This is a genomic window from Xanthocytophaga flava (assembly GCF_030068545.1).
GTDB classification, from domain to species: Bacteria; Bacteroidota; Bacteroidia; order Cytophagales; family 172606-1; genus Xanthocytophaga; species Xanthocytophaga flava.
In genome coordinates this window covers 1-23,477 of record NZ_JASJOR010000053.1, presented here as the reverse complement: position 1 = coordinate 23,477, position 23,477 = coordinate 1, and the positions used below count along the sequence as shown (strand labels likewise).

24 protein-coding genes are annotated in these 23,477 nt (G+C 40.0%); 10 read left to right on the top strand and 14 right to left on the bottom strand.

Translation table 11 applies throughout. From position 1 onward, the window contains the following. Positions 1 to 192 precede the first annotated feature (192 nt). Complete coding sequence (locus tag QNI15_RS37370; protein WP_314037147.1) at positions 193 to 1,314, top strand: amidohydrolase family protein; 1,122 nt, start codon at positions 193 to 195, stop codon at positions 1,312 to 1,314. A 78-nt stretch (positions 1,315 to 1,392) separates the two neighbouring features. Here QNI15_RS37370 and QNI15_RS37365 read toward each other — a convergent pair whose 3' ends face one another. Further along, positions 1,393 to 1,590: a hypothetical protein gene (locus tag QNI15_RS37365; protein ID WP_314037145.1), complete on the bottom strand. Its 198-nt coding sequence runs from the start codon at positions 1,588 to 1,590 to the stop codon at positions 1,393 to 1,395. Positions 1,591 to 1,910: 320 nt separating this feature from the next. Between QNI15_RS37365 and QNI15_RS37360 the strand changes: the two genes are divergently transcribed. Continuing rightward, the gene (locus QNI15_RS37360; RefSeq protein WP_314037143.1) at positions 1,911 to 3,377 is read left to right on the top strand and encodes a S41 family peptidase; all 1,467 of its coding nucleotides are present in this window, start codon (positions 1,911 to 1,913) and stop codon (positions 3,375 to 3,377) included. Between the two features lie 298 nt (positions 3,378 to 3,675). Here QNI15_RS37360 and QNI15_RS37355 read toward each other — a convergent pair whose 3' ends face one another. From QNI15_RS37355 to QNI15_RS37345, 3 genes are all read right to left on the bottom strand, one after another. Further along, the gene (locus tag QNI15_RS37355; protein WP_314004842.1) at positions 3,676 to 4,416 is read right to left on the bottom strand and encodes an SDR family oxidoreductase; all 741 of its coding nucleotides are present in this window, start codon (positions 4,414 to 4,416) and stop codon (positions 3,676 to 3,678) included. A 143-nt stretch (positions 4,417 to 4,559) separates the two neighbouring features. Next, entirely contained in the window at positions 4,560 to 4,856 is a 297-nt protein-coding gene (locus QNI15_RS37350; RefSeq protein ID WP_314037141.1) for a putative quinol monooxygenase, read from the bottom strand. Positions 4,857 to 4,909: 53 nt separating this feature from the next. Continuing rightward, the gene (locus tag QNI15_RS37345; protein WP_314037139.1) at positions 4,910 to 5,539 is read right to left on the bottom strand and encodes a nitroreductase family protein; all 630 of its coding nucleotides are present in this window, start codon (positions 5,537 to 5,539) and stop codon (positions 4,910 to 4,912) included. Between the two features lie 106 nt (positions 5,540 to 5,645). On the opposite strand from QNI15_RS37345, the gene QNI15_RS37340 reads away from it, so the two are divergent. Together QNI15_RS37340 and QNI15_RS37335 are read left to right on the top strand one after the other, a co-directional pair. Beyond that, positions 5,646 to 6,068, top strand: coding sequence for a winged helix-turn-helix transcriptional regulator (locus tag QNI15_RS37340; RefSeq protein WP_314004838.1), 423 nt, complete (start codon positions 5,646 to 5,648; stop codon positions 6,066 to 6,068). A 50-nt stretch (positions 6,069 to 6,118) separates the two neighbouring features. Beyond that, positions 6,119 to 7,363, top strand: a complete 1,245-nt coding sequence (locus tag QNI15_RS37335) for a cystathionine gamma-synthase family protein (protein WP_314004836.1) — start codon at positions 6,119 to 6,121, stop codon at positions 7,361 to 7,363. 179 nt (positions 7,364 to 7,542) lie between these two features. Here the strand turns inward: QNI15_RS37335 and QNI15_RS37330 are convergent, their stop codons facing one another. Then, positions 7,543 to 8,760, bottom strand: a complete 1,218-nt coding sequence (locus tag QNI15_RS37330) for a GAF domain-containing sensor histidine kinase (protein ID WP_314037137.1) — start codon at positions 8,758 to 8,760, stop codon at positions 7,543 to 7,545. A 504-nt stretch (positions 8,761 to 9,264) separates the two neighbouring features. On the opposite strand from QNI15_RS37330, the gene QNI15_RS37325 reads away from it, so the two are divergent. Further along, positions 9,265 to 11,880: a S41 family peptidase gene (locus QNI15_RS37325; RefSeq protein WP_314037135.1), complete on the top strand. Its 2,616-nt coding sequence runs from the start codon at positions 9,265 to 9,267 to the stop codon at positions 11,878 to 11,880. A gap of 167 nt (positions 11,881 to 12,047) precedes the next feature. Here QNI15_RS37325 and QNI15_RS37320 read toward each other — a convergent pair whose 3' ends face one another. From QNI15_RS37320 to QNI15_RS37305, 4 genes are all read right to left on the bottom strand, one after another. Next, positions 12,048 to 12,569, bottom strand: coding sequence for an N-acetylmuramoyl-L-alanine amidase (locus tag QNI15_RS37320; protein ID WP_314004831.1), 522 nt, complete (start codon positions 12,567 to 12,569; stop codon positions 12,048 to 12,050). Positions 12,570 to 12,764: 195 nt separating this feature from the next. After that, positions 12,765 to 13,055 carry a hypothetical protein gene (locus tag QNI15_RS37315; protein WP_314004829.1) on the bottom strand — a complete coding sequence of 97 codons (291 nt, stop codon included), beginning with the start codon at positions 13,053 to 13,055 and terminating at the stop codon, positions 12,765 to 12,767. A gap of 85 nt (positions 13,056 to 13,140) precedes the next feature. Next, positions 13,141 to 13,326, bottom strand: coding sequence for a hypothetical protein (locus tag QNI15_RS37310; protein ID WP_314004827.1), 186 nt, complete (start codon positions 13,324 to 13,326; stop codon positions 13,141 to 13,143). Between the two features lie 7 nt (positions 13,327 to 13,333). Then, complete coding sequence (locus QNI15_RS37305) at positions 13,334 to 13,510, bottom strand: hypothetical protein (protein ID WP_314037134.1); 177 nt, start codon at positions 13,508 to 13,510, stop codon at positions 13,334 to 13,336. A gap of 112 nt (positions 13,511 to 13,622) precedes the next feature. Here QNI15_RS37305 and QNI15_RS37300 point away from each other — a divergent pair, with 112 nt between their 5' ends. Beyond that, positions 13,623 to 13,841, top strand: a complete 219-nt coding sequence (locus tag QNI15_RS37300; protein WP_314037132.1) for a hypothetical protein — start codon at positions 13,623 to 13,625, stop codon at positions 13,839 to 13,841. A 4-nt stretch (positions 13,842 to 13,845) separates the two neighbouring features. Here QNI15_RS37300 and QNI15_RS37295 read toward each other — a convergent pair whose 3' ends face one another. The 3 genes from QNI15_RS37295 to QNI15_RS37285 form a co-directional block, all read right to left on the bottom strand. Next, positions 13,846 to 14,100: a hypothetical protein gene (locus QNI15_RS37295; protein WP_314037130.1), complete on the bottom strand. Its 255-nt coding sequence runs from the start codon at positions 14,098 to 14,100 to the stop codon at positions 13,846 to 13,848. 147 nt (positions 14,101 to 14,247) lie between these two features. Continuing rightward, positions 14,248 to 14,667 (bottom strand): hypothetical protein, encoded by a 420-nt coding sequence (locus QNI15_RS37290; RefSeq protein WP_314037129.1) that lies wholly within the window; start codon positions 14,665 to 14,667, stop codon positions 14,248 to 14,250. A gap of 273 nt (positions 14,668 to 14,940) precedes the next feature. After that, complete coding sequence (locus QNI15_RS37285; RefSeq protein ID WP_314037128.1) at positions 14,941 to 16,026, bottom strand: aldo/keto reductase; 1,086 nt, start codon at positions 16,024 to 16,026, stop codon at positions 14,941 to 14,943. 785 nt (positions 16,027 to 16,811) lie between these two features. Here QNI15_RS37285 and QNI15_RS37280 point away from each other — a divergent pair. Beyond that, positions 16,812 to 17,645 carry a hypothetical protein gene (locus QNI15_RS37280; protein ID WP_314037127.1) on the top strand — a complete coding sequence of 278 codons (834 nt, stop codon included), beginning with the start codon at positions 16,812 to 16,814 and terminating at the stop codon, positions 17,643 to 17,645. 105 nt (positions 17,646 to 17,750) lie between these two features. On the opposite strand, the gene QNI15_RS37275 is transcribed toward QNI15_RS37280, so the two are convergent. Next, positions 17,751 to 18,737, bottom strand: coding sequence for a leucine-rich repeat domain-containing protein (locus QNI15_RS37275; RefSeq protein ID WP_314037126.1), 987 nt, complete (start codon positions 18,735 to 18,737; stop codon positions 17,751 to 17,753). Between the two features lie 986 nt (positions 18,738 to 19,723). Here QNI15_RS37275 and QNI15_RS37270 point away from each other — a divergent pair. From QNI15_RS37270 to QNI15_RS37260, 3 genes are all read left to right on the top strand, one after another. Next, positions 19,724 to 21,307 (top strand): reverse transcriptase domain-containing protein, encoded by a 1,584-nt coding sequence (locus tag QNI15_RS37270; RefSeq protein WP_314037125.1) that lies wholly within the window; start codon positions 19,724 to 19,726, stop codon positions 21,305 to 21,307. A 165-nt stretch (positions 21,308 to 21,472) separates the two neighbouring features. Continuing rightward, entirely contained in the window at positions 21,473 to 22,720 is a 1,248-nt protein-coding gene (locus QNI15_RS37265) for an ABC-three component system protein (protein ID WP_314037124.1), read from the top strand. Then, positions 22,704 to 23,210, top strand: a complete 507-nt coding sequence (locus tag QNI15_RS37260; protein ID WP_314037123.1) for a three component ABC system middle component — start codon at positions 22,704 to 22,706, stop codon at positions 23,208 to 23,210. Before QNI15_RS37265 ends, QNI15_RS37260 begins: the two co-directional genes overlap by 17 nt. Here the strand turns inward: QNI15_RS37260 and QNI15_RS37255 are convergent. Then, positions 23,188 to 23,477 (bottom strand): hypothetical protein (locus QNI15_RS37255; RefSeq protein WP_314037121.1); only part of this gene is annotated, 290 nt, incomplete at its 5' end. The two genes, QNI15_RS37260 and QNI15_RS37255, sit on opposite strands and share 23 nt — an antisense overlap.

Sequence of the window (23,477 nt, the reverse complement as noted above, 5' to 3'; positions counted from 1 at the left end):
TGAAAATAAAATCTGGTTTCCGGATCATACGCTATCTGTAGGCATCAAGTCCTTGTGTATTTTCTGGTATTAGTGCCAGGCCTGCTGTGAAAGTAAGCATGTACTAAATCAGACACCAGTGAATTTATCTTACTTACTCACCAGCAACAAGATAGGGTTGCAAAACAGACCCAAAAGAACTATTTTTAGCTCTTGCCGGATCTGACAAATTACCTTTACAAACGCCTTGGTGTAGAGGACATACCTGCAATAACCGGAACTTTAGCCAAACTACCCATTTATAGTAAACCTTCCTATGACAAAAAACTTTTTTTATTCCTGTCTTTATTAACAGGACTGTATTGTGCTGCTCAAACTAAAAAACCTTTGCCTGTTATTGACATGCATTTGCATGCCATAGGTGCGGATGATCAGGGGCCACCACCCCTCAAAATGGGCGTTCCATTTGATAACTTCGGGTATCACGACCCCAAAAATGAATATGGCTCTACCTTTATGGAGGCACTGAAAACAGGCAAATGGGCCAAACACTCAACCTCTTCCCCACTCACTGATGACTCATTGCAGGTTCAGACATTGCGGGCTCTCAGATCTAACAATGTCTATGCGGTAACAAGTGGAGATATGAGTATAGTACGAAAATGGCATACTCAGGAGCCAAAACGAATTATGAAAGGAGTATACTGGGACTTCAGATCGGTGAAAAAGAATGGATTAACAGTTGACTCCCTACGAAAACTTTTTCGTTCAGGTGAGTTTGCTATTTTTGGTGAAGTAGCTATTCAATATGAAGGTATATCACCAAGTGACACCGCCTTTGACCCCTATCTAAAAATGGCTGAGGAATTGGATATACCAGTAGGTATTCATGTGGGACCAGGTCCTCCGGGGGTCATCTATCTGGGAGCACAAAAGTATAGAGCCTCTTTACATAGTGCGCTTGTATTGGAAAATGCCTTGGTTAAACATCCCAAATTAAGACTATATGCCATGCATGCAGGCTGGCCTATGATTGATGATATGCTGGCAGTCTTATATGCACATCCGCAATTATATGTCGACTTAGGAGTGATTTGTTACCATATTTCCGAAAAAGAGTTTTATTTCTATCTGGAACGACTAGTCAATGCCGGATTTGGTAAACGTATTATGTTTGGCTCTGACAATATGGTTTGGCCACAGACAATAAAAATTGGAATTGACAGAATAAAAAATGCAACTTTTTTGAGTGAGGAGCAAAAAAGAGATATTTTATTTAACAATGCCACCCGTTTTTTGCGACTGACTCCTGAACAAATCAAAGCGATGTACTAATCTATTGTTGACAAAAAAACATCTATCACCATCAGATAGCCTAACAAAGCCGATCCGTTGAAAGATCGGCTTTACTTTTTATCGCTTCCAATCCTGCTTAAAATATTTCTTGTAGCCAAAGGGATCACGCCACTCAATGGTATGTTCCGGAATGCCTGGATGCTTAAGCCAGGTGGGGACAAAGAAGCTCGGACAGCCTTTTTTGTCAAACTGATTATGTCCGGCAATCTTCACATTGGGAGCATAGCCCAGTACCTCGCTGATAACATCTAACATAGTAGAGATCTGTTGCGGTGTGCGACTATCCAGTGGAACTTTGTGGGAAGAAGCCTGCCTGCTTACTTATATAGCATAGGTGTCTGGAAATGGAATGGATGCATGCTACTCCATTTGTAATCTCGAAGGTGTCAATAATCTGGTCGTTGTTGTGTTTGACAAACTGAAAGATTTTCAATCGTGTGCTTTGCAAGACAATTGTTAATTATTCTTAATAATTGTTAAATTCTTGATTATCAAAGAGCATTCGTTGTTAAAAGCATTATTTTCATACCGACAGATCTTTTTAGCTGTTAAGCCATCTCTTCCTCACTATCCCAATGCTGATCAACTATACAATCCGAATAGTGTATTTACTTTTCGCGTCTGCTAGTATACTCCTTTGTAGTAATTGCACTACAACAAAGACCCCAAACAAAATAGTAACAAGGCAGGAAGTTTCTTTTGTAAGAGAAGGCGGTATTGTTAACCCTGCGATCAGAGGGTATTGGAAATCGGTTGGAAACGGATATATTCTGGAGGCAAGACCTGATAGTATTCTTCTTTACAGCTATACTACCAACTTTTGTTACAAAGAAAAAAATGATTATCTGGAAAGTCTGTTAAACAATGAGGCCCGGTTTAGCTTACAAAAGGATACTCTCCATATCTATAAGACTGACTTTGGAAATAAAACAACTACTATTCAGATCAAGCATGATTATGTCCGAATAGATAGACTTCCCCAAAATCATATCAGCTTCTCTCAGATGCAAAAGTTATCTCCAAAACAAGTATTCAATCTGTTTATTGAAACCTATCAGGAGAACTATGCTTTCAGCAAAGAAAGAAATTTGAACTGGCAGTCTATTAGAACTGAATTTGAAAGTAAAATATCTGATAGTACAACTGAAAGCGAACTGTTTCAGTTGTTCGGACAGATTGTTACCCGTACCAAAGATCAGCATACCAAAATTATTGCAGAGAACGGGCAAACCTTACAATACAGAATAACCCCCTCAGCCGAAATTGTGGCCGAGGCTTTCAGAAGTCAATCTGAGATTCAGAAATTAGATGACTATTTCAATCTGTTTTTTACAACAAACTACAGAAATATTTCAGACAGTTTATTAACAGGAAAAGGACATAAGGTAGCCAATGGACAATTGGAATGGGGTAATCTCACAAATACGATTGGCTACCTGAGTATTTATTCCTTTACTGACTTTGGCTCCAAAGGCACAACCCGAAAGCAACAGATAGATTCGCTGGCTTACCACATGGAGCAAATTATTGGCTCATTCAAAGATAAAGAAGCGATTATTGTAGATGTGAGCTTCAACTTTGGCGGTTTTGATGCGGCTATGTTAGCCCTGGCAAGTTACTTTACAGATAAACCTACGCTTGCTTACACCAGTCAAGTATATACCAATGGGAAATTTCATGATGAATCAAAAGTATATCTACGACCTGTAAGTAAAATCGCTTACACAAAACCTGTATATGTTTTGATGACGGATATCAGTCGCAGCGCAGCCGAAGGTTTTGCCATGAGTATGAAGGCCAACTCAAATGTAAAACTTGTTGGCACACATACCTTAGGAATCTTATCCAGTATGTTAGGCAAATCTATTGGTAACTTTTATGCAACCCTGTCCAATCAACGCTTACTGACTTCCAATGGCAAATACTATGAGGTTGGTGGAGTAGAACCAGATATAATGCTAACCGTTTTTAGGAAAGAAAATATCTTCGGAGGACATAAAGAGGCTGTCAGGAAACTAGTACATATGATAGAAACCAGATAACTTTCTTTTCCTCGCTTTCTGTAACGTTATATTCTGTCTGGTTGGCTTAGTTAGTCTGTGAAGTAGTCTATTATTTCCGAGAAGTATAAGACTCAGTTCTAAACTACATACAAAAGTCAATCCTGTAAAAAACTGGCTTTTGTATGTATTACCTTTTCCATGCATGTTTGTAATAGCATTCATACCCAAAGGATCATGCCATTCGATGGCAGACTCTCGAATGCCTGGCTGTTTGAGTTGAGAAGGAGCAAAAGACTTCAGAACCCTTTTTTAGTTCGCCAGGTTATTCGGAAATGTATTACAATCCCACATTGAACTTTTCTATAGCCTCTACCGGGTTAGCGAAATAATCAGCTCGCTGTTGAGCAGTAACTCCTACATAAATCTCGTATTGGTCTGTCTGCATACCCTTCAGTAGAGCTTCGGCCACTACCTGTGGGTGCATACCATTGGAACCTCCCATATCCTTGGTAGCTTCTGTATCGACCAGAGAAGGCATTACTTCAAACACCTTTATAGAACTGTTCTTGCCTAACGTATGTCTCAACGCTACTGTATGAGAATGCAATGCTGCTTTTGCATCTGAATACGTAGGCAAAAGTATCAAGGGATGGAAGGTGACATTGGACGTAATATTCACAATGGCGGCTTCGGATTGTTGGCTTAAAATAGGGAGCAGCTTTTCAGTAAGCAAAAGTGGGGCAAAATAATTTACGTCGAATTCCTGCTTCGCTTTTTGGAAGGCCCCTGCCTGTTCACCAAGTTTATAGAGATTGGCTACACCGGCATTATTAACCAATACACTGAGTGTAGGATATTCCTGCTGAATTCTGGTAACCAGCTTTTCAATATCAGCCTCACGGGTGACATCACAGGCAATGGCTGTTATACCCAGCTTTTCACCGGCTTTTTTGATTTTGTCTGCATTACGACCTGCAATAATAACGGTATTGCCTTGCTGTTTCAGTAGTTTGGCAATTTCGTATCCAATACCAGAGCCGCCACCTGTAACCAGAATAGTTTTATTTGTAATATTCATTTTGTGTTATAGTTAAATTGAGTAATAGATTGTATAAGTAAGTAGTTGTACGCCTGCTATGTAGTAAGGCATAGAACTACCGAACTACCATCATCCAGCAGATACTAATTTGGAATTAGAAAAGGTAGATGGTGATTGTATGTTTATAGTTCCTGTAAAGTTCTACTAACGGGTTTTCCCGCCAGCTTTCCTTGTAGTCCTGCAAAGAATTCTTTGGTATAAGAGGCATTCATATGTATATCAAAAGCTTCCCGCGAAGCAAATACTTCAAAGAAGATAAGAGTAGCAGGATCATCTGTTTTTGAGGTTTGATAAAAGGCTTCACATCCAGGTTCTTTCAATGTGGGCAGTAAGGTAGCGGCTGCAAGTGCTTTCACTTCTGACAGGTAATCGGGTAACACCGATACTTCTGCCTGTATGATATATTTTGTCTGGCTCATAGTGTACGAATTACGGGTCTGCTCAGATAAATCTGCTAATCAGACATGTCTGATCAGATTGTGATGAATAACTCTTCTTTGGTTTTGCGAACTTTGGGAATCGTTGCAAATTCATCTTCTGACGAGCGGTAGCCCAGCGCAAAAAGTAAGGTGGTTTTCAGATTTTTTTCTTTAAGTCCCAGAATCTGGTCCGCCTGAGCACGGTCAAATCCTTCCATAGGTGAGGCGTCAATACCTGCTTCTGCGGCTGCGCTAACCAATACACCAACAGCCAGAAATGCCTGTTTCTCAGCCCATTCAATTTTTTGCTCTGCAGATAATAAACTGAGTTTGGAATTCACAAAAGTTTCCCTTGCCTCAAGATTTTTACGCTCCGTATTTCGGGCAACAGCAGCTTTATCAATATACTTTTTCACTGTGCTTTCATCAATGTCAGTCTGGACAGTAACGGCCAGTACATAGGCTCCCGTTGTGATTTGTGGTTGACCAAAAGCAGCTCTGCTGATTTGTTCGAGAACAGCCGGATCTTGCAGAATGAAAAAAGTATACGGCTGCAATCCGTAAGATGATGGTGACAATTGTAAGGTAGTGAGCAGATCGTCAAACTGTTCAGGGCTTATTTTTCTGGAAGTATCATACTTCTTGGTGGCATAACGCCATTGAAATGCTTTTACAAGTGACATACATTTGGTGAGTTACTAACTATTTTATATTTTTACTTGCAAATTGCAAGCAAACAAAGGTAAAACATTCAACTTGCAATTTGCAAGTATTTTCACAACTATTTTTATGAAAGAGATAAAAACCCGTTCAGGATGTCCGGTGAGTTACACACTGGATTTTTTAGGTGATAAATGGACACTCTTGATTCTGAGAGACATGGTCATTAGTGATAAGTCGACCTATGGCGAATTTCTAGCCTCCGAAGAAAAAATTGCAACCAATATTCTCGCAGACCGGCTTACTATGCTGGAGCGGTATGGCTTTGTCACCAGAAAGGTATCTCCTGACAAAAAGTCTAAACTACTTTACAATCTCACGGAAAAAGGGATTGCACTGGTTCCGATTATAATGGAAATGGGAATCTGGGGATCTGTATTCAATCCGCCAGGCTTGAATAAACACCTACTGGATCAGCTTATTACAGACAAGGATGGAACCATCCGGAATTTCCAGCAAAAGTTGAAAGATCGTCTTCTCCAGGCCTCATAGCCAATGGCCGATCTGGATTTTATTCTATATCTCTAATATTTCTATACACTATGAACAGTCAAAAAGGGTTTACTACCCGTACACTACATTCGGATCGGTTAGCAAAACCTGAATTTGGAGCCTTACACCAGCCAGTACACAATGCCGTTACCTGGGGATATGAACAGGTAGAGGACTTAGTAAACGTATTTCAGAATAAGGCAAAAGGATATGCTTATTCACGGCAAGGCAATCCAACAGTTAGCGCTCTGGAGCACAAAATCACACAAATGGAGCAGGGTCTAGCCACAGTTGCATTTGCTACGGGTATGGCGGCTGTATCAGCTACATTGCTTGCTTTACTGAAAGCAGGAGACCATATCATTGCCAGTTCGTATTTATTTGGCAATACCCGTAGCCTGATGCAAACCCTTATGGGTATGGGCCTGCAGATCAATTTTGTTGATGCTACTGATGGAGAGCAGATCAAGGATGCCTACCAGCCAAATACCCGGATGGTGTTTGTAGAAACCATTGCCAATCCTGCCACACAAATAGCAGATCTGGCAGTGATTGGGATGTTTTGCCAGGAAAAGGGGATAGTTTATGTAGTAGATAATACAATGGCTTCTCCCTATCTGTTTTCTCCCAAAGCAGTACAGGCAAGTCTGATTATTCACTCGCTGACTAAATACATTGGCGGACATGGAAATGCGTTGGGTGGCAGTGTCACTGACACAGGGCTTTATCACTGGGAGAGATTTCCTAACATTGCGCCCATTTTACGGGAACAGATAAAACCTGATCTAGTAGGCATTACTCAGATTCGAAAAAGGGGACTGCGTGACAGTGGAGGAACCTTATCACCTGAAGCCGCTCACCATCTCTCAGTTGGCTCTGAAACACTGGCTTTACGAATGGAGCGAGCTTGTAGTAATGCGATGGCTCTGGCTGAATACCTGCAAAGCCAGCCACTGATTGCTAAAGTATATTATCCAGGTTTGAGTAATCATCCTCAACATACGCTGGCCACTCAACTGTTCAAGCATCCCGGCGCGCTGATGAGTTTTGCCTTACAGGATCAGGTGGATTGTCTGGCTTTTCTGAACCAGTTGCAACTGGTTATCAAATCGAGTAATCTGGGAGATACGCGAACACTTTCCATCCCAGTGGCGCAAACGATCTTTTATGAATTAGGAGCTGAACGACGGGTTGAGATGCAAATTCCGGAGTCTATGATCCGTTTATCAGTGGGCATAGAAGATATTGAAGATCTTATCAGTGACTTTGAACAGGCATTTGGCAAAATGGTTTGACTTACCCGAAAACACATCTATATATAGCTCAGGAAACAAGAGGCTACTGTATACTGTAACCTCTTGTTCATTACTTTATCCACACTTGTTTAAAATAGCGTTCATAGCCAAACGGGTCACGTCCCTCAATGGCATATTCCGGAATGCCTGGATGCTTAAGCCATGACGGATTTACGCCTTTAATTCTGAGTCAGGGGAAGGATAATAGAAAAAGTAGTTCCTTTATCTGGTTCGGAATTTACACTAATACTGCCTTGGTGACTACGCACAATCTTGCGACAATAAGCAAGGCTTATATCTCTACTTTCAGATGCCTGGTCATAGGATAGAGGATTCAATACATCAAAAATTTTTTCCTGTTGCCATTGGCTTATTCCTATACCATTATCCTTTACCTGAATTTCAACAAATTTTGCTCCTTCTAATGGTGGGACCACACTGATATGGACTTTGACTTGTTGTTCTGGCTGAGAAAAGCGAATAGCATTACGGATTAAAAATACAAACACTTGAATCATTTGCTCAGGTACTGCTTCAATAACAGGCAAATTATCCCATGTTATCACTATAGAGCTTTGCGTTAGTTCCATTTCAAGGTCAACCAGTGCTTCCTGAACCAATTGATTTAAATTAACTTTTGCAAAATCCTGTCGTTTATAAGTAAAATCCGAATAGCGTGACAAATCTGCTACTATTTCAGTGAATCGTAGGGCTTTTTCGTTTACTTTCAATGCCAGTGTCTTTGCCTTCTCATTTTGGTTTTGTTCAGTAGCCGTAACAAGCATGGTAGTAAACATGCGAAGCTGACGCAAAGGCTCTCTCAGGTTATGACTGGTAATGAATTCGTACTGGCGTATTTCATCCTGTGCGTCATTTACTTGTCGGTTCAGATTGTCGATACGGGTATTACCTTGTTCAAGGAGTTCAACACTTTGCAGGTAAAATGCAATCAGGTCGGAAAACAAATTGAACATACCGATTGTTGTCTGATTATTTAGCAGCGCAGGTTTGGGATCAATAGCACACAAAGTCCCAAAAAATTCTCCGTTTTTGAGGCGGATTGGCACTGAGATGTAACTCTCAAATCCATATAGTTTGGGTGTATGGTGATTCCGGAAATACTCATCTTCTGCTACATGGTCTATCACAACAGATTGATTATCGTGACGTACCTCGTTACAAATAGTCGTTTGGATAGGTAGTTCTTCACCTGATTTAAGTCCAAATGCAATTTCATCGTGTACACTGCAAGCAATCCAGTGTTTCTCAGTCACTCGGGCCACAGCCGCAAATCCCATACCCGTACTCCGGCAGATGACTTCCAGCATGTTTGGAATAATGGGGATTTGCTTTACCCTTTCTACGTCAGCTTTTAGGTGGCTTAGCTCACTATTCATTCTTAGTTGCCTATTTATTGTTTTACCTTTACGATAGATTAGTAATAAGATAAATTCTTAACAAAAAGTAGAAATAATAGTTTGAAATCAATGGCTTAAAGATAAAGAGAATACTTTTAGAAAAGCCATTATTTCTCTCAGGTACTAATTTTTATTCATAGAATTGCGATTTTGGATATATCAATTCCAAAGAAAGAAAAGACAAAGTGTATTCTACTTTCAGGATAGTATATGCTTAAACATGGCAACGCCAATGTATACACCTTTGTTGAATTTTAGCCTTCATAAACTAGATATAGTCGTCTTACATATTTCAATCTATTCAAGCAGGGAATCAACTCAGGCAGCGAATTCCTCAAAGATTTTATTTTTTCAAACCCTGACAACCTCCAGACAGGTAAATGCATTATAGCATATAAAAGGTAGATCTTCTACTACTTCTATACTTTCCTACGGCTATCCTATTTGCTTTGACAGCAGCAATACGATTTAAGAAAATAAACAATGAATAGAATCTATCTTTTTTTTCTACTACTTATCTGCCTGCCTACCTATTCGCTCAGGAGCCAGCATATTGGCCTGCTGAAGGGCCAAGTGTTAGATTCACTCAGCCAGCAGCCTTTAGCCTATGCACATGTAAAAATAAAAGATAAAGCCATAGGTGTACCGACTAACAGTGAAGGAAAGTTCTGCTTGCCAATTACAAAGCAGATGAGAGATGACACGCTGATAGTTTCTTTGATGGGATATATCTCTACAAAAGTGGCCGTAAACGAGTTATTAGCGAAGGGTTTTGACACCTTTCTGCTGAAGCAGGATACATTTGTACTGGAAGAAGTGGTGGTTGAAACAAAGAATGCAGAAAGCATTATAAAAGAAGTAGGCAGACACCTAAAAGATACTTTTCCTTCCAAGCCGTATGAGTTTGAAGGTTACTATCGAAATGCCTATCAGGAATTTGATACCTATGTAAAAGGTGTAGAAGTAGCCTTCACTGGCTTTGATGGCAACTTTCATCATCGTAGTGGGCATAGTGTAACGACCCTTAAGAAAAAAGAGAGCCCGGACTTTCGCAAATTCCGGTGGCGGCAAGCTCAGGGAAACCTTCCCTGGCATAGTCTGTGGCGTTTCAGGAGGCAGTATCATTATTTTTTCACCAATAAACAGTATCGTGACTATGACTGCTCTCTTGAAGAGAGCACCTATCTGGAAGGAGAAAAAGTATATAAACTCAATTTTGTACTAAAGGATAAATCCAAAAAAATCACAACATCCTGGGCTTTTATCCGGGCAAGGGATTATGCCATTTTAGAGATTGGTGGCAAAACGGATATGGTCAATCCCGAGAAGTTTCATTTAGCCGATACCTTGTTTATGGCTTATACAGGTGGTAGTGTACAGGTTAAATTTGCAGACTTTAAAGGCAAAATGTATCCCTCTTATAGCAACACCCAATATCTGCATCAGGTATATAATGGGCAGCTACTCCGGCAAGGAAACTTTACCATGAATGAAGAGCTGATTATTCATCAGATTAACACAGAAGGCATACATAAGACCAAAAACAGTTTTGAACAAAGTCAGTCACAAATCAGTGCTGGTCTTCCTGTGGACACATTATTCTGGAAGCAGTATACAAAGCCTGTAGAAACCCTTCTTTCCAGAAAAATAGAGCATGACCTTGCATGGCAGAGTAAAGCATTGGCTATCACAGATAAAACTCAGGCAAACTACTATATCCCACATGCAGATAGTATTGCAGTAACTAGTATTGCGGTAGATAAACTGAGAGAAGATTTTACTTTGTTCCAAAACAGCCTGGAACAGGCACATCCTTCGCTATACCGTTATACATCAAAACAGAAATTGGACAGCCTGTTCCTATCTACCTATCAAAGCCTGACAAGTCCTCTGTCAGAGATTGACTTTTACAGACTGCTAACACCTATTATTGCTCAGATCCGATGCGGCCACACAGGCAGTTGGCCATCAAAAAAATATGAAGAGAATTACACTGCAAAAAAATTGTTTTTGCCCATTCAGACTACCTATACAGGTGGCAAGCTCTATGTAGTTAATATATATGATACCCAAAAAACAATTCCAGCAGGCAACGAAATCCTTTCCATCAATGGTCAGCCTGTGGAAGCAATTATTCAGCAGATACTTCCTCATCTGACTACAGACGGATTTAGTTTTACTTCAAAAAATAAGCAATTGGCAAAGAATTTTGTAAAACTATACAGCCTTTACATAGCCCATGCGGATACGTTTGAGATACTAAGCAGAAACAAGAAAGGGTACACAGACACCCTATATATACCGGCTATTTCTTACCAGACTTACCTGGCCTGGAACACGTCAGGCAAAAAGGAAAATACGCTCAGCTTTCCCGATGCACAAACAGCACTATTGAAAGTAACTTCTTTTACCGACACAGACACAGCACCTTTTAAAGACTGGACCGAGGATATATTTGATCAGTTACGAAAGAGAAAGGTAAAGAATCTAATCATAGATCTAAGAGGCAATGAAGGTGGTAGAGATGATTATGGTATGTATCTGCTCTCATTTCTGGTAAAATCGCCATTTACATATCAGCTCTCGCTGCAAGCAGCTACCAATCATTATTCTTTTCTTTCTCATACCAACCAGCACTCTTCATTTAACACTGTAATGGAGCAAATAGTGAAGAAAGATGCGGATGGGAATTTTATGCTTTCCAAAACGCATCCTACACTCCAACTGACCTTACCCAGTGCAAAAAATCTTTTTACGGGCAAGCTGTTTTTTCTCATTGACGGAGAGACATTTTCAGCGGCAGCCGACTTTGCTGCCCTTGCCAGAGAACTGAAATTGGGTGTGTTTATAGGAGAGGAAACAGCAGGTGCTGCCGAAGGAAATACAAGTAATGGGGAAATCCTGCTGACACTACCCAACTCGGCCATAAGAGTAGGTATTCCGCTCTTTCGGATTACCAATGCCATATCTTTCTCTCATGCAACAGGGCGGGGTGTTATTCCTGATTACCAGACTGAGTATACAATTGATGATTACCTAAATGCGGTAGACAAAGACCTGGAGTTTGTAAAGACTCTTATTCTAAAAAGTTATAAGTAGCTGTTTTTTTATTTAACGCTATGCTACTGTTGAAGTATAGCTAACAGCTATGGACTAAAAAAACAGGCATACGGATAGCAAAAACTATACCTTTCTAGCTTTAGTAAGTATACTAAATAACTTTTATAAAAAAAGCATCAACTTTGGATAAGGTCGACGCTTGTTCATTACCGCTTCCAGACTTGTTTAAAATAGCGCTCATAGCCAAACGGATCGCGCCACTCGATGTTGTGCTCGGGAATGCCTAACTGCTTGAGCCATGTTGGCACAAAGAAACTGGGACAGCCTTTGTTATCAAACTGGTTATGTCCGGCTATCTTCACATTAGGTGCATAGCCTAACACCTCCCCTATTATATCGAGCATAGTAGAGATCTGCTGCGGTGTGCGACTATCCAATGGTGCTTTGTGAGAAGAGTCCAGGCCACCTACATAACACAAATGACGAGAGATAGAGTTGATACCTGCTACCCCATTGGTGATCTCAAACGAGTCAATAATCTGGTCGTTGTTGTGTTTGACAAACTGGTGACGAGAGCCATCGAGCAGAATCAGATCCGAATAGCCAACTTGCTTCCAGCCATTGCCGTAAGGCTTGGGTTTGGTGTGCCATTTTTTAACGTCTTCGGCAGATACCCAGCGTCCGGCGGGTGTGGCGGTGCAGTGTATGATCAGGTATTGAAATTTCATAGGTATGTGTGTAATTTAGCTGGTGAAGGAATGGATCACGATAGTTTCTTCCCCAAGTTGGTGTTATCCACCAACATGAACGATGGGAAAGTGGTCGTTGGTGATAACACCAACGACGGGAACGAACACAAACGACGGGACCGAAGGAAAGGATCATGTCAGTATGGACAGATAGTGTCATGATCCTGTGAATGATTACTCTTCCAGTAAGTCATCAACCTGTTCGGTCAGATCAATGATCTCGTCCTGCAAGTCGGCGACTTCCATATGCAGATCCTGGTTTTCACCATCCAGTTCTTCGTTCTCTTCTCTAAGCATGTCTATTTCCAGTTGGATGTCTTCTACAAGTAGCTGTAGGTGCTTATTTTCGTTTTCAAGCAGTTGTTTCTCAAATGCCAGATACTCGTTGGCAAGAGCGAGACAGATGTTGTCAACGGCTAGGTTGGTAGTAACAATCGGTTGAACGGCGGTAGTTGCGATAGTCATTGGCGTAGTAGGGTTTGTTAAAAGTGAGTATTCGAATAAGAAGGATAAAAACCAGAGGACAACGCTAGGTCTATCCTCTGGGGTATTACTTGGGATCTCGCATTGAGAAGAATCCGATGGTAGAGATAAAAGCCAGCAGCGATACAAACGATTGGGTATCGATCCGGTTGATCATCCAGAGAAGGTATCCTGAAAAAGTAAAGAGCCCAAGGGTGGATGTTTTCCAGTTGTTTAGCACAAACTGGATGTAGTCATATATCGATTTTGCCATAGAGATTTTAAGGGTTAGAGTTATAATAATGTAGGGGCGCACCTGCGTGTGCGCCCAGTTTCGTGCAAACCCGGTTTGGGATTTGTAAATCATCATTGTCAACTGTAGGGGCGATTGGCAGATCGCCCAGGCCATCGCCATCCGAACGTTTGGGGTTATGCCGACACTGTAGGGGCGCACCCATGTGTTGCGCCCAGTTTCTCACAGACCCTGATTAGGGTAATCGGATAATGTAGGGGTGCCCCTTGCGGGTACCCGTGTTTCCCACAATGAATGTCTGGGATTAATTCGAAACCGTGTCTAATAAACCGAATCATTCGCGTTGGGAAACCGGGCAGGGGCAAGCCCAGCCCCTACAATATCGGAAATGCACAAACGCAGTTTGCGACAACCAGGATTCGGATATATCCCAATCGTTCGGATGGCATTGTGGGCGACCGCCAGTCGCCCCTACACGTTTCGGATTATTACAGACATTGTTTGCACCATTCCGGGCGATTCATGCCAATGCGTGATAGGCTACGGTCCTTTACACGTATCTCTCACACAAAACACAGGCGCATACGTAAACTGACGTACATGTTTGATCTTCTCTACATCCAGCATCTGCACTGGATGACTGGCAACCTGTTTTGCCACAATCTGCTCAATCTGGGTGTAGTCAATCACTTCACAAGCGTATACTTCCAGTGGATTGAAATGATGCTCTGCAAACAAGCCACCAGCCAAACCCACCACAAAACACAAAGCCGAAATCAGAATCAGTATTTTCATAATCGAATGAATAAAGAGTAAAACAAAGCTAACTCAGGCAGACTCACAGAACGTTTACAAAAGAAGCAGCTGGTCAACTGACCGAACTGCTTCCCAAACCACACCAACCCCGTATGTACCTTCTCTACGCTGCCTCTACAACTACGCTTAGCCTGCTGGCAAAGCAGCCTTGCGAATGGTGACGTCGTTCATTGAGCCATCAATCACAGACAATCGCTGTTCGATCTCTCCCAACTCGGATTCGTACAGAATTACAGCGGTAGTACCAAACTGAGCTTTCCGTTGCTGTAAGGTAAACAACCGATAGTCGGCACGTACCTTACGGTTTTCCATCTCGGTTTTGGTCGCACTTTCGGGAAGGGCTGCGATGATGGCAATCAGCGAGGTGACTTCTGCTTCGGCAGCTGCCAGGTCGGCATCAATGCTGGATGCTCGGTCGGCTGCATTGTCTTTACTGCGGGTGAGCGAGATCTGACGGAATTCCAGATTGCCTTTGATGTCTGACAGCTCGTTAAGGACTTTGTCACAATCGGCTCGGGAGGTTAATAGGGCTACACTTAGTGCCATAGTTTAAAAAATGGTTAGATGAAAAAAATGGTTAAAAAATAGATAAAAAAATAGCCGGATACAGAAGAATGGACAGGGTAAAAAGTTGTGGTTGCGTTGTCTTTTTCTGACCGGATGAGTGATACAAAGATCGGGATTTGGGCAATATGAAACTGACCATAGTTCGGATCATCCGATCTATGGTCAGGGTAATTAGTAAGGTAGTATAACTGGCAGATCCAGAGTTAGTACGAAAGATCTGCCAACGACATGGCTACAAACGTACGTTCAGGCTTAGTACCGTTGCTGGTCGTTAGTTGGGGTCAGCGGATTGATTGGGTTAGTTTCCCCATTGATGGTGGTGCCACTGCTGGAGAAGGCACCAGAACGAGCCAGAAAATCATGAGGAAAGTTTAACTTAGGTTTGCTGACCTCATGCAGGGCTGCCAGGTGTTGGGGTTGCAGTTGAACATCCAGGGCGGCCAGGTTATCCTTTAGCTGGTCAAGTGTACGGGCTCCCAGAATGGTAGACGTGACACCGGGTTGTGCTTGTAGCCAGGCCAGTGCTACACGGGCCGGAGTAGTACCCAGTTGATCGGCAATGGAAACCAATACATCGATCACTTTATACGTCTGTTCATTCAGGTTATTTTCTACCCAGGCACCCCGGTCGGCTTTAAGTTGTCCGGCATTTTCCCGCCGGTATTTGCCACTCAATACACCTGATTTCAGCGGAGACCAGGGGGTTACGCCTAGTCCCATCTCTTTCGCCATCGGCATGAGTTCGCCTTCTACGGTGCGTTCCAATAAATTGTATTCAATCTGTAATGCAATCAACGGAGCCCATCCTCGTAAGCGGGCAATCGTCTGGGCTTCGGCCACTTTCCAGGCGGGTGTATCTGAAAAGCCAATATACCGTATTTTTCCAGCTGTTACCAGATCGTCCAATCCCCGCAACGTTTCTTCAATTGGCGTAAACTTATCCCAACAGTGTAGCCAATACAGATCGATATAGTCCGTTTGGAGGCGGCGCAGGGAATTGTCGCAAGCGGTCATCAACGATTTACGGTTGGCTCCCCCGGCATTCGGGTCACCGGAATAGAGGGTTCCGAAAAACTTAGTTGCAATTACGACCCGGTCCCGGCGGTGCGAGTGTCGGCCAATATGATCCCCGATAATTTTTTCGGAGTGACCAAAGGTGTATACATTGGCTGTATCCAGAAAGTTTCCGCCTGCATCCAGGTAATAATCCATGATGGTATTGGCATCTTCAACGCTGGTTCCCCAACCCAGGTCTTCTCCAAAGGTCATCGTTCCTAGGCAGAACGGACTCACTCGCAGGCCTGAATGGCCCATGGTAACATAGTGGTTTAATGGCATAGTGAAGTAAGTGTACAGGTTAAAAATTAGTTTGGCATAGAAACAAACCTATTGCCATACAATAGGTTAGCAGACGGATATCTCTATGAAATATTCTACAATAAGGTAAGTAAAGTACACTCACAAAAAGATTAGTCTGTTGTAACATGAGTCGTCCCGAATGTTGGATATGAGTAAAACCCAAGTCTATGTTTTTGAAAATATGGGCTTCGGTTAATTTTTAAGAGATGTTTCTTCCTTCGTTTCTTATTGTCCCTTAACATTATTCTACTTGCATCCTCTTCATTTTTGCTTGTCTTTTCTTGAATTTGTTTATTGTCCCTTTCATTGCTCTTCCACAGGCTTCTTCATTTTTTGCTTGCCCAAAAAACAGGGCACCAAATGAGAATTTGGTGAGCCAGATTTGTGTGTTAGCAAAAAAGGGCAAAAAATTCCAAAGCTTCGCCCCACAGGGCCAACGCTAGGCCCGCGGAATTTTTATCCTCACGCACCTACACCACCACTCGCGATTGAAGTGATCGCAATTATCTTTGTAGCTTATTATTCTATGCTGCTATTATCGCTTCAAAGTCAAATTCTTTTCCTCCTTGACTCTTACTACTCAAGGCAATACGTTTGTGAGTAGGGACGGTACGAATCGGATGCTTATGTTAAAATAGTATCTCTGAAAAAGTAAAAACTTCTCCTGTGTATAGTTTCGAATCGCTCACGGTTTACTTTTCAAGGCCATTTGCAATTAAGAGTAAGTAGCATTTATCCTGTATCCTCTTTTTAGTTTATTTGATATGTACGAAACCATAACTGTTGACGAAGCTATTGCCAAAGGTCATCGAATGGTCAATTATCCCGCTGTTGGAATTATAGTCGGGACTATTGGCATTACTTGCTATTTAGGAACTCAAGCCATTCTACCCTGGTGGGTCTTTCCGTTAGGATTTATTCTTGCCTTAGTACTGGGGTGGTTGTACTGGAGCATTATGATTACCAAATGGCGACTATGGGCCTTTGAAAATGTGCGTAATGTACATGAATTAAAAAAACGTGCTATTCAGGAAAAACTGATCTGGCCGGACGGTAGCTTTTATGAAAAAACAGAAATCCGTGGGGCACAGGACAAAGAACGATGGACTGGTTTGCAATATAAGTTTGCCCAGGATGATGTTTTCCATGACGATCCCAGTGTACCCAACGAAACCATTATTTACTACGCAAAAGGTAAAAATTTCATTGAAATGGCCATTATGCTGCTTATGATGGTTGGTGGTATCTTTCTGGTGGTGCGAACAGATAGCTACATCTTCGGTTCCCTTATGGCAGTAGTAGGGGCATTTTTGAGTTATCGCGAATTCAGAGAAGCAACCAATACAACTCCTCAGATTATTCTGAATGAGCAGGGAATACAGACCATTAACACACCGTTCTACAAGTGGAGTGAGATAACTGACGAAGAAGCCATTAGCGAAGGCTCTGGTAAAAATATCCGTTATTATTTAATCTATCAGTATTCTGGCGGTCACGAAAAATTATCGATAGACGAGTATGACATAAACCTGAAATCATTAAACAAACTATTGATTTTATACCGGGGAAGAAGCCAGAAACAAAAGGTTCGGCATTAAATCTGTATTTGCTGACTAGCCTAACTATACTATTTAAACTGCTTCTCCGAAAGAGGGTCTAAGTCGAATGGATACGCTCCAACTACTTAGTTACAGCGAATTAGATTAAAACTCTTTAGTAAACCTGACCTGGACCAGTTGCCATTTTTCCTGAAACTCAAGTGGAACATGTTTGACATCATACCAATGTATCCTCCGTTGTTGTAGATCTAAAACCTTTAAATGCCCCCTATTCGATGATTTGTGAAAATCTGCTGGATTAATCTTCAACGCTTCCTGTTGGTTTGTATCGATAAAGAGATAAAAGAAGTAATCCGGTACTGAATCATCGAACTCTCTTTTGAAGGAAGCCAGGATCTCTGCATCTATATACTTCACAGGATTAGCGTAAATGCTGAGCCGTATAACTGAGGAAGGGATATGTTCAATACGCTCTAGTTCATTTTCAGCTACATTTAAATTGGTAAGTGAGGCTAATTGGGTAAGTTCTGGTGGTAGTTGTCTGATGCGATTCCCAAAGAACTCCATACTCGTCAAACTTTGCAGCCCTTTTATTTCTACAGGTAATTGTTTCAATTGGTTAAAACCCAATTGCAGGTAATCTAATCGCTCCAGTTGGCCGATACTTCCGGGCAGATACTCTAATTGATTGTCAAAAACGTTTAAGATTTCAAGTTTGGTTAGATTGCCTAGTTGATCCGGAAGCTGTTTAAGCTGATTGCGCGCCAGCAATAGCTGCTTTAACTCTGTCAACTCACAGATAGATGCCGGGATTGCTTCTAAGTTGTTGTTCGTAAGGTAGAGTCTTTTTAAGTTTTTAAGATGATGTATTGTCTCTGGTATCTGTCCAATTTGATTATTGGTTACATGAAGGACTTCTAATGCCGGCAGGTGTGTTAATACATCCAGGTTAGTGATGGCATTGTTGTTTAAATAAAGCACTTTCAAAGATTGAAGCTCCATGATCCAGTCGGGTATACGATCAATGGTATTGTCATCTAAGTTCAGATTCGTAAGGTTAGTTGCCCTACGAATTTCTTCCGGAAACTGTCTTAGCTTCTTCCCCCTAAAATTTAAATGAGTTGCTTCCAATGATGTTGTGCAGCTTGGCTTGCTATAGATAAGTACAAATAAAAGTCTCCATATGGGAATGCAGCAAGTGCAGCTACATTTTCACACGGTTACTGCAAATATACTCGTTTCTGTTTTTCTAAGAAGCCTTACAAAATCACTTTACGAATCGACGAGCAGTAGTAGATAGGTACGTATATCAGAAAAAGTAGCCAGAGAATATGGGTATAGTATCAAAGGAGGATATTAAAACCACACAACTGAGCTACAAGACTTTTTCAACTTTCCGATCCTATCTATATCAACTTTCTGAATTTTGGTTATAGACATGGAATTACTTTAGTGAAAATACCGTAAAAACACCCTTTTATGATATGATGCTTTTCTGCTTCTTGCACTTAATCCAGACATATTTGAACCGATCAATGTAAGGTTTTCTGTATTTCTGTATACTATTTGTGGCCACAGTTTCAGTAATTAGGGTATGCTAATGAGAGTAGATGTAATAGCTCTACTAGTAGGTGTATGTTTTGGGTTGATTTAGAAGAGGTTGTTAGTGTAAATTACCTACTTTTGGGAATAGCGTAACATCTTAAAAATATAGATATTGCAAAATGTGTTTCGTATAAAAAATCTCTAAACTGAAAACTAAACCATAGCAAAGTTTTAAAGACATGAAATGAGGATAGGTAGAAGGCCGAAAGTACGTTTGATCATGCAACCTTGGCAAAGGCTAGGATTGCGTCGCTGTACAAATTAGTTGATACAGGAGACAGTTTTACTGTTTAATGCCCCTGGACCACACAAAGTTCCAGACAGGCGAGATATTATTATTGTCGTTGCTTCCATAAAGCATGATAGTATTAATAACCATTTAATATCCCAACTTGGAAGGGGCAGCACTTTTTATAGTGTTGTTATATGCATGTGCTTTCTAATTAACGCTTTCAAAAGCTTATAATAAGGCTTGCTCCGCTGTTAACTACCTATCCTTCATTTCATTTTTCATGAAGAAAAAAGAATTAGAAAAGAAAGAAAAAAGAGATTGGTTTCGCATAAAGAAGTATCCTCATATTGGAATGCCATTCCAAGTTTCTTCTAGAAATAAATGGATTGAGGAGTATGTGAAAGATGAAGAGAAAATAGCAAGACATGCATTTTTTCCTTTCATTCATCGTAAATCAAGAGTAAGAAAGTTTAGACGAGAGATAAATGATGACGGCTCTAGATCAAAACTAAGAAAACCGGGATTTAAGGATAGAGAGCTTTACTACGCAAATCATTTAGATAGCACTATATATAGTTATTATGCCGAAGTTTTACAGGAAGTATATGAGAATCAACTCTTAGCAAGAGGCCTGAGTGAATGTGTAACAGCCTATAGAAGAGTAAAGCTTAATAATAACGAGAATTCTAGAAACAAATGTAATATGGATTTTGCGAGTGATGTGTTTACTTACATCAAGGAGTCGCGCCCCACGAAACTAGTAGCTTTAACTTTTGATATCAAAAAATTCTTTGACACACTCAATCATGTTCTGCTGAAAAAATATTGGAAAGTAATACTAGATATACCACAAGAAGATGAATTGCCTGCTCAGCACTATAACGTTTTCAGAAATTTAACAAAATTTTCATATGTAGAGGAGAAAGATATTTTTAATGAGTTTAAAAACGAAATACTTGTTGCAAGAGCATCTCCAATTGATAGGAAGCGCACTATAAAAAGTGCTAAAATAGCAAAATTAAAATACTTAAAGAACAAGAGATCCGTAGCATTTTGTACTAAAAAGGATATATTGAGAATACGTAAAAAAGGTCTTATTAAGTCAAATAAATACGAATTGGATGAAAAGGGTCAGCAAACAAAAGTTTTAAGAAAAAAAGGTATTCCGCAAGGATCTCCGATTAGTTCAGTTCTTGCAAACGTGTATATGTTAGATTTTGACAGAGATGTCAATGACTTCATAAGTCAATTTGGAGGGTTGTATCGCCGATATTCAGATGATATGATTGTAGTAAGTAGCATTGAATATGAAAAGCAGATTATTGATTTTTTTAGGAATACTATAAAAAAATATTGTCTGGAGATTCAGGAAACGAAGACGCAATGCTTTCACTTTACATATGACAGCAAGGCGCAACGATACTTTTGTTGGGAAAAAAATCTGAAAACGACTTTATTTTTAAAAACAACTCAGTTTGAATATTTAGGTTTTCAGTTTGATGGAAAGATTACCCGCTTGAAAAATGCAAGCCTGGCAAGGTTTTACCGCAAAATGAAGAAGAACTTTGCAAGAGGACGATTCTATACTTTTCATAACAATACAAATACAAAAGGAATACTATTCAAAGCCAGGTTATACAAAAGATTTACTCACGTTGGTGCGCAGAGAAGAAGAATATATGTTCGAGATAAGAAACACAAAGACAGATTCAATGTATCAAATAAGTATGACTGGGGTAATTTCTTAACATACGCAAATCTGGCAGCTAGAGTTATTCCTGATAATGGTATCAAAAATCAAGTAAAAAGAAGCTGGAAGATTTTTCATGAATTAATGAAAGATATTGAAAAACCTAGAAAGTAACATGAAAGAATAATGTAGTAATTTTTTGTTACTAACTATGATTACACCCTCCTACTAAAACCACCAGATGAAAATATTAATAAAGCCAAGTAAGAAGTCTCCGGGTTTTTAGCCAATCCATCTTTTAAATGTGTGACTAATGACTGTAATAGTATAATCTGTATTATGAAAGAAGTTTCCACATCACAAAAGCCAAGAAAAAAAAGTAAAAGTAGCCATGTTCCTGGCCAATATCTGGGCTATTCTTTACAAACCACGCGTTGCTTATTTCATTTATTAAAAGTTCCAAAGCTTTCCTATTCAGTAAGTATAGAAGTTTTTGAGGATGTAGGAGTAGAAGATAGCTTAGGAAATAGAATTGCAGAACAAAATAAAAGCGCATTAGAGGGTAATCCTGTATCTGATAAGTCAAAAGACCTTTGGAAAACATTTTTCAACTGGATTGAGGCTGTTGAGTCAGATGAATTAAATCCAGACAAAACGCTTTTTATTATACATGTAGCACAGTTGAAAAAAACAAATTTAGCTAAAAAGTTTTCCGAAGCTTCTACTATAGAAATGGCTAGGATAGCCTTAGACGAGGCAAAAACTTCATTGTGGGGCGATGCGCCAGAATATAACTTGAAACCTTTAATAGCTGAAAGCATAAGTGAGTATATAACCAAATTCTTTGAGGCTGATAGAGATACAGTTTCTAAGATAATTTCAAAGTTCAATTTGACATTTGGAAAAGAAAGTATACATGACGAAGTAAAAGAGACTCTTCAAACAAGAACAAGGACTGATTTAATAGATCTTGTTTACATACATGCTTTAGGATGGGTAAAGAAATTTACAGATGAACTTATTGAGAAATCAAAGCCAGCTATTGTACCAGCTAAAGATTTTTTCAATGACTTAAATGCTTATATAAGGCTAATAGACAACAAATCGATCTTATATAGTTTTGCTAAGAATCCGGATAAAATAGATATTGATTCTGAATTAAAGAATTTACGAACTTTCATCAGGCAATTAGATCTAATTGATTTTGATAATGACTATAAGATTAAAGCAGTTGTAGACTTTTTAAAAGCTAGTTCTGATAGAACTGAGTGGAGTAGAAGGGGACTAGTTCATACTAATAGCTTTAATGATCTGGAAGATCGCTTAAAAAGGAAATGGGAGAATGAAAAATCATTTATTGAAATTATGAATAATAATCTAGACAGTGTCAAGCAAGGGAGGTTGATATATCGTGCTTGTAGTCAATATGAAGCAAAGTTAGAGGGGTTCGAATGTCCCCCGCATTTTATTCCAGGTAGCTATCATCTTTTAGCAGAGAGTCCTAGTGATGAGCCTGTAATAGGATGGCATCCAGATTATAAAACAAAGTTAAAAGAAACCAATAAACCAGATGGGGATACTAAATAAGGAATTTGAAATAGTACAAAATAAAGCTTTGGGTGCAGGGCTTTTATTTAAATTTTGTACAGGTTATATGGAGAGTCATATTACAAACAATCCGATTCCATTACCCTTGTTATATCTGGTTCTTCCCATTGTATTACATGAGGAAACAGAGAAAATTATTGCGTCTACACAAATGATTTCAGGTTTAAGGATGGCTGCAAATAAGTTTCTGGAATCAAAAACAGCAAAAAATGACTTATTACTTGCGATAAATCAAAGATCGGTTTTGATGAGAGATCTGACAACTCGATCATTGTCTATAGCTTTGGCTTATAAGTTATTAGCAATGAATGTTTCTTCGGCACATGTAATGCCTTTTGGTATAAAGATACCAGATTCAAAGATACCTAAGTCTGTACTAAGCTTGTATAAAAGTTCATATAAGTTAGGGAACTGGTTTTCTAGTTTAACATTGCAAGAAATAGCGGTCACCTTAAAAGTTGTTTTTTAATGTTTTTCCAAATAAAAGAGATAATAATCTGGCCTAAAAAGGATTCATTAGAACCCAGACGCCTATTTTTTGAAACGGGTAAAGTAAATTTAATAACTGGCAACTCTAGAACGGGAAAGTCTGCTTTAATTCCCATAATTGTATGCGCCCGACCAAGTACATATTGAAATGCGGTAAAATAGGTTTTAGCTTTGAAACATGAATAGTTTAGAAGCCAAACGAGAAAAAATGCTGTCGCTGGTAGAAGCCTGGCGAAGTAGTGGTCAA

What these genes read in the sequence shown, in the direction of transcription:
- QNI15_RS37365 (WP_314037145.1), bottom strand. Translation starts at nt 1,590, where the DNA reads ATGTTAGATGTTATCAGCGAGGTACTGGGCTATGCTCCCAATGTGAAG.
- QNI15_RS37360 (WP_314037143.1), top strand. Translation starts at nt 1,911, where the DNA reads ATGCTGATCAACTATACAATCCGAATAGTGTATTTACTTTTCGCGTCT.
- QNI15_RS37355 (WP_314004842.1), bottom strand. Translation starts at nt 4,416, where the DNA reads ATGAATATTACAAATAAAACTATTCTGGTTACAGGTGGCGGCTCTGGT.
- QNI15_RS37350 (WP_314037141.1), bottom strand. Translation starts at nt 4,856, where the DNA reads ATGAGCCAGACAAAATATATCATACAGGCAGAAGTATCGGTGTTACCC.
- QNI15_RS37345 (WP_314037139.1), bottom strand. Translation starts at nt 5,539, where the DNA reads ATGTCACTTGTAAAAGCATTTCAATGGCGTTATGCCACCAAGAAGTAT.
- QNI15_RS37340 (WP_314004838.1), top strand. Translation starts at nt 5,646, where the DNA reads ATGAAAGAGATAAAAACCCGTTCAGGATGTCCGGTGAGTTACACACTG.
- QNI15_RS37335 (WP_314004836.1), top strand. Translation starts at nt 6,119, where the DNA reads ATGAACAGTCAAAAAGGGTTTACTACCCGTACACTACATTCGGATCGG.
- QNI15_RS37330 (WP_314037137.1), bottom strand. Translation starts at nt 8,760, where the DNA reads ATGAATAGTGAGCTAAGCCACCTAAAAGCTGACGTAGAAAGGGTAAAG.
- QNI15_RS37325 (WP_314037135.1), top strand. Translation starts at nt 9,265, where the DNA reads ATGAATAGAATCTATCTTTTTTTTCTACTACTTATCTGCCTGCCTACC.
- QNI15_RS37320 (WP_314004831.1), bottom strand. Translation starts at nt 12,569, where the DNA reads ATGAAATTTCAATACCTGATCATACACTGCACCGCCACACCCGCCGGA.
- QNI15_RS37315 (WP_314004829.1), bottom strand. Translation starts at nt 13,055, where the DNA reads ATGACTATCGCAACTACCGCCGTTCAACCGATTGTTACTACCAACCTA.
- QNI15_RS37310 (WP_314004827.1), bottom strand. Translation starts at nt 13,326, where the DNA reads ATGGCAAAATCGATATATGACTACATCCAGTTTGTGCTAAACAACTGG.
- QNI15_RS37305 (WP_314037134.1), bottom strand. Translation starts at nt 13,510, where the DNA reads ATGGGTGCGCCCCTACAGTGTCGGCATAACCCCAAACGTTCGGATGGC.
- QNI15_RS37295 (WP_314037130.1), bottom strand. Translation starts at nt 14,100, where the DNA reads ATGAAAATACTGATTCTGATTTCGGCTTTGTGTTTTGTGGTGGGTTTG.
- QNI15_RS37290 (WP_314037129.1), bottom strand. Translation starts at nt 14,667, where the DNA reads ATGGCACTAAGTGTAGCCCTATTAACCTCCCGAGCCGATTGTGACAAA.
- QNI15_RS37285 (WP_314037128.1), bottom strand. Translation starts at nt 16,026, where the DNA reads ATGCCATTAAACCACTATGTTACCATGGGCCATTCAGGCCTGCGAGTG.
- QNI15_RS37280 (WP_314037127.1), top strand. Translation starts at nt 16,812, where the DNA reads ATGTACGAAACCATAACTGTTGACGAAGCTATTGCCAAAGGTCATCGA.
- QNI15_RS37270 (WP_314037125.1), top strand. Translation starts at nt 19,724, where the DNA reads ATGAAGAAAAAAGAATTAGAAAAGAAAGAAAAAAGAGATTGGTTTCGC.
- QNI15_RS37265 (WP_314037124.1), top strand. Translation starts at nt 21,473, where the DNA reads ATGAAAGAAGTTTCCACATCACAAAAGCCAAGAAAAAAAAGTAAAAGT.
- QNI15_RS37260 (WP_314037123.1), top strand. Translation starts at nt 22,704, where the DNA reads ATGGGGATACTAAATAAGGAATTTGAAATAGTACAAAATAAAGCTTTG.